Genomic DNA, 10,530 nt, shown 5'->3' on the forward strand with positions numbered 1-10,530 from the left:
TGTTCGAGACCGAGTTCTACGACGTCGAGCGGGTGGAAGTGCTGCGCGGCCCGCAGGGCACGCTGTACGGCCGGAACGCCACGGGCGGCGTGGTGAACATGGTCACGGCCAAGCCGACCGACCAGTTCGAAGGCAACGTCCGCGCCGAATACGGCAACTACAACACCATGAAGGCCCGCGGGATGATCAACATCCCCCTCGGCGACATGCTGGCCCTGCGCGTCGCGGGCTCGTACCTGAAGCGGGACGGCTTCGGTAAGAACCTCGTCACCGGCAACGACGCCGACGACCGCGACCTGTACGGCTTCCGCACCACCCTCGCCTTCAATCCCAGCGAGAAGTTCCGTAGCTGGGTGATGTGGGACCACTTCGAGGAAGACGACAACCGCTCGCGGATCGGCAAGCAGATCTGCAGCAAGGACACCGGTCCGGCCAACGTCGGCGGCGTGGGCTATTCCACGGCGGCGGGCGGCCTGATCGGCCAGATCGAGCGCGGCCTGTTCAGCCAGGGCTGCCGCGCCACCTCGCTCTACGCGGCCGACGCGTTCGGCACGGTGAACAGCCAGGCGACGCTGGGCGGCCTCTTCGGCGCGCTGGCGGGCTTCCAGACCGGCGACGCCTATGCCGGAAAGATGCAGACGCCGAGCATCCGCGACATCGAGTCGACCTTCGACCCGATCTACAAGTCGAAGACCGACATCTACGAGTTCAACGCCCAGTTCGACGTCACCGACAACCTGACCCTGAACTGGCTGTCGGCGTACACCTGGTACAAGCTGACCACCCGTCAGGACTACAACCGCTACACGCCGAGCTCGACGTTCAACACGACGCCGAACCCGGTGAACGTGTTCGCGGCCGTGCCGAATTATGCGGCGCTGTACGCCAGCCTGTTCCCGGGCGGCGCGATCCGCGATCCGCAGAACGGCACGTTCAACCGCTTCACCACCAGCGACATCTCCTCGGCCTACACCGAGCAGTGGAGCCATGAACTGCGGCTGCAATCGAGCTTCGACGGACCCTGGAACTTCAACATCGGCGGCATCTTCAGCCGCTACCAGGCGACCGGCGACTACTACGTGATGTTCAACACGGGCACCGGCTACTACCAGGTCAACAACCTGCTCAACACGGGCAACGCCAACTGCACAAGCGGCGCGGCCTGCGTGGCGATCGACCCGAACGCCGACCCGACGCACCTCGGCCACAACTACTACGACAGCTACGGCCCCTACGACCTGACGTCGTACGCGGTGTTCGGCGAGCTGTACTGGCAGATGGCCGAGAACTTCAAGTGGACCCTGGGCCTGCGCTACACGGTCGACTCGAAGGACGTCGAGAACCACTCGGTGACGCTCGGCACCCCCGGCTCGGGCATCGGCGCCCCGCTGGCCGGGCAGCCGGGCATCCTGCACGTCAAGTTCAAGAAGCCCACGGGCCGCTTCGGCTTCGACTGGAAGCCTGACCTAGGCTTCACGGACGACACGCTGGTCTATGCGTTCTACTCGCGTGGTTACAAGTCCGGTGGTCTGAACACCCCGCCCAGCCCCGGCATCGGCGTGGTTCCGACCTCGCTGACCTTCAAGCCCGAGTTGATCGACGCCTACGAGATCGGGATGAAGAACACCCTGCTCAATGGCACGATGCAGTTGAACCTCACCGGGTTCTACTACGACTATAAGAACTACCAGATCTCGCGGATCATCAACCGCGCCTCCACCAACGACAACATCAACGCCGAGGTGAAGGGCCTGGAGTTCGAGTCGATCTGGCAGCCGCTCCAAGGCCTCCGGTTCAACGCGGCCATCGGCTACCTCGACACCAAGATCAAGGACGCCTCGCTCGTCGACACGTTCAACCGCACGCAGAGCAACCCGGGCCTGACCCTGGTGAAGTCGAGCGCGGCGTCGAACTGCGTGGTCTCCACGGCGGCCGCGGCCACCGCACTGGGCATCGCGAACGCGACCAACCCATTCAACCTGCTCGGCGTCTGCACCCTGGCCTCGGCCGCGGGCGCGGGCACCAACATCAACGGGACGGGCGCGATCGCCGCCGGCACCAACGCCTTCGGCGGCCTGGTTTCGGAAGGCGTGCCGGTGAACCTCGGCGGCAACCAACTGCCGAACGCCCCGCACTGGACCGTTTCGCTGGGCGCCCAGTACACCTGGACCCTCGGCGACTGGGACGCCACGCTGCGCGGCGACTACTACCACCAGACCAAGACGTTCGCGCGCATCTACAACAGCGCGCCGGACCGCATCAAAGCCTGGGACAACGTCAACCTGACGCTGACGGTCAATAACAGCGACATGGGCGTCGAACTCGCCGGCTTCGTGAAGAACGCCACCAACGAGAAGGCGATCACCGACTTCTACCTGACGGACGACAGCTCCGGCCTGTTCCGGAACGCGTTCTACACCGAGCCGCGCACCTACGGCGTCTCGATCACCAAGCGCTGGTAAGCCCCAGACCTTCCAGGGACCTTCGAGGGGCGGCGGAGCGATCCGCCGCCCCTTTTTCGTGCGCGATCGGCGGCTCGCCAGGAACACCGGGGCGTTCCGGCGGTTAGGAGGCGACCTCAACCCCCAGACACCGGGAGACATGCGATGACCGACGCCAAGCTGCAGGGGAAGAAGGTGGCCGTGCTGGCCACGGACGGCTTCGAGCAAGTCGAACTCGAGAAGCCCGTCGAGGCCCTGAAGGCCGCGGGCGCCGACGTGGACGTGATCGCGCCCCAGGCCGGGCAGATCCAGGGCTTCCAACACCACGACAAGGGCGAGAAGGTACGGGTCGACCGGGAGCTCGCGAACGCCAATGCCGAGGACTACGACGCGATCGTGCTCCCGGGCGGCGTGATCAACCCGGACGCCTTGCGCCTGGAGCCGAAGGCCATCGCGTTCGTCCGCTCGTTCGCGCAGGCCTCGAAGCCGATCGCCGCGATCTGCCACGGCCCCTGGACGCTGATCGACGCCGAGGCGGTGCAAGGCAAGCGAATGACATCGTGGCCGTCGCTCAAGGCCGACTTGAGCAACGCGGGCGCGGACTGGGTGGACGAAGAGGTGGTGGTCGACCGGGGTCTGGTGACCTCGCGCAAGCCGGACGACCTCCCCGCCTTCTGCGAGAAGATGATCGAGGAGTTCGCCGAAGGGCGGCACGCCTGAGGCAGGCCCACGCGGAAAAGGGCGGCGGATCGCTCCGCCGCCCCGCTTCTCCGAGCGTCTCCTCCGAGGGTTCCCTACGTCGCTCCCGCCAATCGGGCCGCGAAGGGCCCCGGCGAGACCTCGACCTTCGTTCCCGCCCGACGCTTGGCCTTCAGCCACTCGTCGATCACCTCGGCGCAGGTGTGGTCGAGACAGGACAGCCGCTGCGTATCGAGCCGCAGGCGGCCGCCATCCGGGATCGCCTCCAGCGCCTTGGTGATCCGCGGCAACTGGACGAACGTCGCGGCGCCCTCAAGGCTGACCTCGCGCTCCGCGCCGTCGCCTGCGCGCTCGGCGATGCTGAGGCGCATACTGCGCAGGTGTGGAACCAGCTCCAGGAGGGTCAGCGCCATGCCGATCAGCACGCCCGTCAGCAGGTCGGTGGCGACCACACCGACGAAGGTCGCCGCCCAGATCGCGGCGGGCAGCAAGCCGTAGCGCTCGAACAGGTGACGCACGTGCTGGAGGCTCACGAGCCGCCAGCCGGTGACGACCAGCACCCCGGCCAAGGCGGCGCTCGGCACCTGACGCAGCAGCATGGGCAGCAGCGCGACGAAGGCCAGAAGCCACAGGCCGTGAAGGATCGCCGAGCGCCGGGTCGCGGCGCCGGCCTGCACATTGGCCGAACTGCGCACGATCACCCCGGTCATCGGCAGAGCGCCCGCTGCGCCGCACAGCATGTTGCCGACGCCCTGGGCGAAGAGTTCCTTGTTGTACTTGGTGCGCGGACCGTCGTGCATCCGATCCACCGCAGCCGCCGATAGCAGCGTTTCCGCCGAGGCGATGAAGGCGATCGCGAGCGCCGTGACCAGCAGCGCCGGTTCGGCCAGCCGGGCGAAGTTCGCCGCCGTCGGCACGTCGATCGCAGCGATGATCGACTCCGGCACGACGATCTTCTTGACGTCGAGCCCGAAGGCGGCAGCCACGAGCGTGCCAGCCAGCACGCCCAGCAGCGCGCCCGGAATCAGCTTGAGCTTGGCGGGGCGGATCTTCTCCCAGCCCACCATGGCGCCGATGGTGACGGCGCCCACCAGGAAGGCCTGCTCGGCGAGCCCCAGAGTGACCGGGCTAAGGCTGAAGAAGGCTTCGGGGATGGCCAGCAGGTTGCGCAGGCCGTGGGGGCCGGGACTGTCGCCCAGCATCACGTGCACCTGACCGGCGACGATCAGCAGGCCGATGCCAGCCAGCATGCCGTGGACGACGGCGGGCGAGATGGCGCGAAACCATTGACCCAGCTTCAGCGCGCCGGCGGCCAACTGGATCAGGCCGGCCAGCACCAGCAGCGGACCCAGCATGCCGATCCCGTGCTTCTGCACGATCTCGAAGACGATGACCGCCAGGCCGGCGGCGGGGCCGCTGACCTGGAGCGGCGAGCCGGCCAGGGCGCCGACCACGATGCCGCCGATGATGCCGGTGATGAGGCCCTTCTCGGCCGGCACGCCAGAGGCGATGGCGATGCCCATGCAGAGCGGCAGGGCCACCAGGAAGACGACGATGGAGGCCGTCAGGTCGCGCGAAAGGGCGCCCCCGCGGGACGCCTCCGCGGGGGTTTGGGCGGCGGTGTCGGCGCTCATTCGGCGGCGACCCCGATCAGGCCTTCGGCGGCCAGGCGACGGGCGGGAGCGAGCGCCACGGGCAGGCGGCCGTTGGATTCCACGGTGACGAAGCGGCCGCTCTCGCCGTCGAGCGCGAGGATCTGCCCCGTCTCGATGTCGAAGAACCAGCCGTGCAGCGTGAGGTCGCCGCGGGCGATGGCCGACGCGACGGAGGGGTGGGTGCGCAGGTGGTTGATCTGGACCACGACATTTTCGAGCGCCATGACCCGGGCGGCCTCGGCGTCGTCCAGGCCGTGGTAGGCGGAGCAGACGACGCTGTGCGCCGCGTGGGCGTGACGCAGCCAGGCGGCGACGTTCGGCATGGCGGCCAGGGCGTCGGGATTGCTGAACGCCTTCATGGCCCCGCAGTCCGAGTGGCCGCAGACAACGATGTCGCGCACGCCCAGGGCCACGACGGCATATTCCACGGCAGAGGAGACCCCGCCGTTGGCCTGGGAGAACGGCGGCACAATGTTGCCGGCGTTGCGGCAGACGAAGAGATCGCCAGGGGCGGCCTGGGTGATGACCTCGGGCACCACGCGGGAGTCCGCGCAACTGATCATCAGGGCCTTCGGGCTCTGGCCGTCACTGGCCAGGCGGCGATAGAGGGCGCTCTGCTGGGGAAACACCTTGCCGCGAAACTGCGCGGCCCGTTCCAGCACGTGGTCCATGGGGGAGGTCTCCGGGGTCCGGGGAGGAAAGGGTGCGACGACCCCCGAGCGAACACGCCTTGCGGCGGTGTCGACGTCCGGTCCCGGGCGCCGTCGCCCCGCCGTTGTGCCGCGGCGCCGTTTCGCCCCCGCAGCAAGTTCGTATCAAAGGATGTCCGTCAGTCGGTCCGCGGCAGGCGCAGCTCGGCGCGCAGACCGCCGGTGGGGCGGTTGGCGAGCACGAACTCGCCCCCCTCCGTCTGGGCCACACGCTCCACAATACTGAGGCCGAGGCCCAGGCCCCCGGTGTTGCGGGCGCGGGCGTCGTCGAGACGCTCGAAAGCCTCGCGGACGCGGGCGTGATGCTCGTCCGGGATGCCGGGGCCTTCATCCTCGACACGGACCACGATGGCGTCCGGGGTTTCGAGTAGAGCGACGTCGGCGCGACCGCCGTAGATCAGGGCGTTCTGCACGAGATTGTCCACGGCCCGCTTGACCGCCAGGGGGCGCACCTCGGCCGCCAGCCGCTCGGGGCCGGAATAGGTGGCCAGACCGCCCGCATCGACCGCCGCGTCGACGACGGTCATGCACAGGGCGGCGAGGTCCACCCGCCGCGGAGCCTCGGCGTCCTGCCGCCCGCCGAGATAGGCGAGCAGGGAATCGAGCATGGCGCTCATCTCGTCGACGTCGCGCTCCAGGGCGTCGCGGGTGTCGGGGTCGGCGACGAGACCGGCCCGCAGGCGCAGGCGCGAAAGCGGCGTGCGCAGGTCGTGGCTCACCGCGGCCAGGGCGTGGGTGCGCGCGGTAATCAGGTCGGTGATGCGGGTCTGCATGGCGTTGAAGGCGCGGGCGACGCGGCGCAGGTCGCCGGCCCCCTCCTCCCGCACGTGGACCGGAGCGCCCTGGCCCACGCTCTCCGCCGCGGCGGCAAGGCCGCGGAGGGGACCGCCGAAGCTGCGGACCAGGAGCACGGCCGCCACGAGGACGCCGGCCGACAGGACCGCGACCGAGCCGAGCCCCGCCCAGATGGCCTCCCAGGGGTTGGCCGTGACGCGGGAGGAGATCTGAACCCGGGTACCGTCGTCCATCCGCACCGAGGCGATGAGCCGTGCCTGCGGAGCGCTCTCGCCGCCGAGCAGGTCGAGGCGCAGGTCCTGGCCGGCCAGCGACGGCTCCCATCGCTCCATGTCGGCGTGCAGGCGCCGCAACCAGCCGCCCTGCCCGGCCGGCGGACGGAACGAACCCTCGCCCCACTGGACCGTGGCGGTGCGGGAAGACAGCTCGCGCGCCACGAGGGGACGCCGCGGCTCGGCGGTCTCGCCCAGGATGCGGCTGGCGACGACCAGTTGCTCGGCGAGGTGGTGCGCCTGCTCCGAGCGGGTGGTGTGGATGTCGATGCGCTCGAAGACGACGGAGCTGGCCGTGAACTCGATGAGGACCGCGGCCATCATCACCAGGATGACCCGTCCGATCAGGCCCTGCGGCCAGGGCCGCCAGGTCATCAGACGCGCTTGACCGGATGGGCCAGCATGTAGCCCACGCCGCGCACGGTACGGATCACCGCGCCGTCGCCGGCCCCGGCGAGCTTGCGGCGCAGGCGGCTGACCAGCACGTCGATGCTGCGATCGGAGGCGTCGGCCAGCCGGGCGCGGGACAGTTCCAGCAGACGCTCGCGGCCGATGACGCGCTGGGGATGGCTGAGGAAGGCGAGCAGGAGGTCGAACTCGGCGCCGGAGAGTTCAACCGCGACGCCCTCGGGGGAAACCAACTCGCGCGCCGCGGGGTCGACGGTCCAGCCGGCGAAGCTGAGCTGGGCGCGGGGCGCGCGCGCGGCCGGCCCCACCTGGCCACGGGTGCGGCGCAGGGTGGCGCGGATGCGGGCGATCAGCTCCTTGGCGCTGAAGGGCTTGGGCACATAGTCGTCGGCGCCGAGTTCCAGGCCCACGAGGCGGTCGGCCTCGTCGCCGCGGGCGCTGACGATGATGATGGGGACGGAGCTGGTCTGCCGGACGGCGCGGCAGAGATCGAAACCGTTGGCGCCCGGCAGCATGACGTCCAGCAGGATCATGTCGACCTGTGCGCCGTCGAGGCAGCGCAGCATCTCGGGCCCCGACCCGGCGCTCAGCACCTGGAAGCCGTTCTCGCGCAGCGTGCGCATGAGCAGCGTTCGCAGGCCGGGGTCGTCTTCCACCACGAGCACGACGGGCGGCGCGGCGACGAGGTCGTCAAACTGGAGCTCAAGCATTCAGGCGTCGGACACACACACGGAGGAGGAGCGGGCCCCGCCAACTTAAAGGGCGGGGCGGCGCAAACAAGGCGGACGAGAAAAGGGCGGCGATGCGGGCGGGGCGTGGAGCCGCCCGCATCGCCTTCCGCTCAGGCGAAGATCGCCTTTAGGGGCGGCGGAGGGGGGAGAGTTGTCGCCGCCCCCGCGGTCACGACGCCGCCGCCGCCGTCGTGGCGGCGCAGGTGCGGGCCATCAGGCTTTCGAGCGCGCCGGCGCGGGCGGTCTTGGCGTCGGTGCGGACCTGGATGCTGAGGTCCGAAGCCTCCACCATCACGCCCTTCACCGCGTCGTGCTGGCGCAGCGCCGTCACGAGAGCCGGCACGCAATCGCGCGACGGGGCGGTCAGGCGGACGGTCTCGGCGGCGCGGGCCTCGGCGGCCTTCTTGGCCACCCACTCGGTGTGGGCGAGGCCGGAGCCGGCCGGACCCGCGAAAACCGGGGCGGCGGCCGCCAGCAGGGAAAGCGTCAGGGCCGCGCCGAGGGGCTGTTTCAGTCGCATGGAAATCTCCTTGGAAAGATCAGGGGGCGTCGGCTGCCGTCGAAGACGCGCCGGCCGAGCGCGCGCGGTAGTCGTCGACGGCCATCAGGAGGCCGGCGATCTCGGCGCGGGGCAGGCTGGCGCGGTGCTCGTCACCCTGCCGGGGCTTGAGCTTGAAGGCCCATGCCTCGCCGGACGATCCCTGCGCCGCCAGGCGCCGCAACTCGGCCTCGTCGACGACGAAGCTGAGTTCCTCGAAGCAGGCCGACTGGGGATCGATCGCGTCGCAATGCGCAGGATTCTGATCGAGCTTGCGCAGGCTGGCGCTGGCCGGCCAAGACGCGGTCTCGAAGTTGACGGTCGAGAAGTTCCGGTAGGCGCCGACGTACTGCACGGTCTGACGCACCTCGAACCGGGTCTGGCCGGTGCGGCGGTCGATGGCGGCGCGCAGGTGGCCGTCATTGTGCGATGCGCGCAGGATCCCGCGGGTCGAGCGCAGCACCCCGTGGGTCGAGAGCACGGCCTCGACCTCCAGCGGGTCGTCATGCAGGGTCACCTTGGCGCGGGCCGCCTCGGGGGTGAGGCCCTGGGCCTTGCCGTTCGCCGCCGCGGGGGTCGCCGCGAGCACGGCCAGCAGCGCGGCGACGAGCGCCGATCGGCTCGATCCGATCATTGATATCTGCCTCCAGCTTCCGTCCGCCCCGGCATGCGGGGCCATTCGGTTGGATCGAAAGCTGGGGGGCCAAGTTTGCTGGCAAGCATCCCGTCTGTGACAAACTATGACGGCCGCTGAAAGCGGCTAAGAGGGCTGGCTCGCCAGATTTTGACAGAACGGTATGCGGCGGGAAGATTTTCAACGTTTACCGTTCCCTAATCGGGAAGGGATTCGGCGATCACCGTTCGATTTTGCGCCTAGGATTCGAAAATGCGGTCTTTTCGCCACACTTTGAAAAAAGGCAGCGCTGCAACAGCGTAAGTTATCGCTCGTCAGTTGACGCCGCGCGCGTAACCCATTGAGGGTCCGCCTCCCGGACGCCTCCCCGTGTCCGATCCAACAAATGCAAAACAACGAGTCCGGTCGGCCCGCCCGTCCGCGCCTCGGGAGGACCCTTATGTCTCGCAAAATCGCGCCCGCGCGCGCCCTTCTGGCCGCCGGCGTCTCCTTCGCCGCGCTCGCCGCCTTCGCCCAACCCGCCCTGGCCCAGGCCCAAGCCGACGAGGGCGCCACGCTCGAGGAGCTGGTCGTCACGGCCGAAAAGCGTGAGCAATCGCTGCAGGACGTCCCGGTCGCCGTGTCGGCCTTCACGTCCGAGCGCCGCGACATCGCCGGCATCACCGGGATCCAGGATTTCGTGAACTTCACGCCCGGCATGAACTACTCGGGCACCGACCGGGTCAGCCTGCGCGGCGCCGGCCGGAACACCTTCTACATCGGCAACGACCCGGGCGTGGCGTCGTACTCGGACGGCTTCTACTCGGCCTCGTCGTCGGAGCTGTTCAAGACGCCGCTGTTCATCGAGCGCACGGAAATCCTGCGCGGCCCGCAAGGCACGCTGTACGGCCGTAACGCCATCGGCGGCGCCATCAACCAGATCTCGAAGCGCCCGGCGCACGAGTTCGGCGGCGAGGTCCGCGCCAGCTACGGCAACTACGACCGCACGCGCGTCGAGGCTGTGGTCTCCCTGCCGGTCGCCGACAACCTGCGCTTCAAGGTGGGCGGCAGCCAAGACCACCAGCGCGACGGCTTCATCAAGAACATCGGCACGGCCAACGACGGCGCGACCATCAAGCGGACCTACTTCGAGTTCCAAGTCGAGGCCGAACCCACCGAGAAGCTCTCGATCTTCGCGCGCTACAATCGCTCGAGCTGGGACGACACCACGGGCGTCGGCGACCGCCTCGCGAACCTGACCACGCCGTACGACACCACGCGCGTGTTCGGCCTCATCGGCCAACTGCAGGTGAACCCGCAGTTCGGCTACACGACCGCCAATCCGGGCGTGAACGACCCCTACGTGATGAACACCAACACGGACGGGTACGGCCAACTGCGCGGCAACCACGTGCTGACCACGACGGTCAGCTACGACCTGGGCTTCGCCTCGCTGAAGTACATCGGCGGCTTCCAGCAGTACAATTACCAGACCGGCGGCGATAACGACGGCACCAGCCGCACGGCGGGCATCGCCGGCATCCTGGCCGGCCAGCTCTACTTCCCGACCCAGACGACCGACTTCAACGAGCACAAGCGCTACTACTCGAACGAGATCAACCTGACCTCGAACGGCGACGGGCCGCTGCGCTGGATCCTCGGCGTCTA

At 69.0% G+C, this 10,530-nt stretch carries 9 protein-coding genes; 3 read left to right on the top strand and 6 right to left on the bottom strand.

Annotation, left to right across the window (positions count from 1 at the left end; all coding sequences use genetic code 11):
* Nucleotides 1-2,462, top strand: a 2,462-nt coding sequence (locus tag Q0L11_RS05325; protein ID WP_296595882.1) for a TonB-dependent receptor, incomplete at its 5' end; no start/stop codon positions are given.
* Between the two features lie 144 nt (nt 2,463-2,606).
* A complete protein-coding gene (locus Q0L11_RS05330; protein ID WP_296595883.1) occupies nt 2,607-3,161 on the top strand; it encodes a type 1 glutamine amidotransferase domain-containing protein in 555 nt (184 codons plus the stop codon).
* Between the two features lie 74 nt (nt 3,162-3,235).
* Here the strand turns inward: Q0L11_RS05330 and Q0L11_RS05335 are convergent, their stop codons facing one another.
* The 6 genes from Q0L11_RS05335 to Q0L11_RS05360 all read right to left on the bottom strand — a co-directional run bounded on the left by Q0L11_RS05335 (nt 3,236) and on the right by Q0L11_RS05360 (nt 8,883).
* Entirely contained in the window at nt 3,236-4,774 is a 1,539-nt protein-coding gene (locus Q0L11_RS05335; RefSeq protein ID WP_296595885.1) for a SulP family inorganic anion transporter, read from the bottom strand.
* A complete protein-coding gene (locus tag Q0L11_RS05340) occupies nt 4,771-5,466 on the bottom strand; it encodes a carbonic anhydrase (RefSeq protein ID WP_296595887.1) in 696 nt (231 codons plus the stop codon). Before Q0L11_RS05340 ends, Q0L11_RS05335 begins: the two co-directional genes overlap by 4 nt.
* Nucleotides 5,467-5,624: 158 nt before the next feature.
* Nucleotides 5,625-6,947 (bottom strand): ATP-binding protein, encoded by a 1,323-nt coding sequence (locus Q0L11_RS05345; protein ID WP_296595888.1) that lies wholly within the window; start codon nt 6,945-6,947, stop codon nt 5,625-5,627.
* Entirely contained in the window at nt 6,947-7,690 is a 744-nt protein-coding gene (locus Q0L11_RS05350) for a response regulator transcription factor (protein ID WP_296595889.1), read from the bottom strand. The genes Q0L11_RS05345 and Q0L11_RS05350 overlap by 1 nt, the downstream gene beginning before the upstream one ends.
* 190 nt (nt 7,691-7,880) lie before the next feature.
* Entirely contained in the window at nt 7,881-8,231 is a 351-nt protein-coding gene (locus Q0L11_RS05355; RefSeq protein WP_296595890.1) for a hypothetical protein, read from the bottom strand.
* Nucleotides 8,232-8,250: 19 nt separating this feature from the next.
* Nucleotides 8,251-8,883 (bottom strand): hypothetical protein, encoded by a 633-nt coding sequence (locus tag Q0L11_RS05360; RefSeq protein ID WP_296595891.1) that lies wholly within the window; start codon nt 8,881-8,883, stop codon nt 8,251-8,253.
* Nucleotides 8,884-9,322: 439 nt separating this feature from the next.
* Here Q0L11_RS05360 and Q0L11_RS05365 point away from each other — a divergent pair.
* Nucleotides 9,323-10,530: TonB-dependent receptor plug domain-containing protein (locus tag Q0L11_RS05365; RefSeq protein ID WP_296595892.1), on the top strand; the 1,208-nt coding region annotated here is incomplete at its 3' end.

The organism is Phenylobacterium sp. (genome assembly GCF_024508875.1).
Classification (GTDB): Bacteria; Pseudomonadota; Alphaproteobacteria; order Caulobacterales; family Caulobacteraceae; genus Phenylobacterium.

What these genes read in the sequence shown, in the direction of transcription:
- Q0L11_RS05350 (WP_296595889.1), bottom strand. Translation starts at nt 7,690, where the DNA reads ATGCTTGAGCTCCAGTTTGACGACCTCGTCGCCGCGCCGCCCGTCGTG.
- Q0L11_RS05345 (WP_296595888.1), bottom strand. Translation starts at nt 6,947, where the DNA reads ATGACCTGGCGGCCCTGGCCGCAGGGCCTGATCGGACGGGTCATCCTG.
- Q0L11_RS05360 (WP_296595891.1), bottom strand. Translation starts at nt 8,883, where the DNA reads ATGATCGGATCGAGCCGATCGGCGCTCGTCGCCGCGCTGCTGGCCGTG.
- Q0L11_RS05340 (WP_296595887.1), bottom strand. Translation starts at nt 5,466, where the DNA reads ATGGACCACGTGCTGGAACGGGCCGCGCAGTTTCGCGGCAAGGTGTTT.
- Q0L11_RS05330 (WP_296595883.1), top strand. Translation starts at nt 2,607, where the DNA reads ATGACCGACGCCAAGCTGCAGGGGAAGAAGGTGGCCGTGCTGGCCACG.
- Q0L11_RS05335 (WP_296595885.1), bottom strand. Translation starts at nt 4,774, where the DNA reads ATGAGCGCCGACACCGCCGCCCAAACCCCCGCGGAGGCGTCCCGCGGG.
- Q0L11_RS05355 (WP_296595890.1), bottom strand. Translation starts at nt 8,231, where the DNA reads ATGCGACTGAAACAGCCCCTCGGCGCGGCCCTGACGCTTTCCCTGCTG.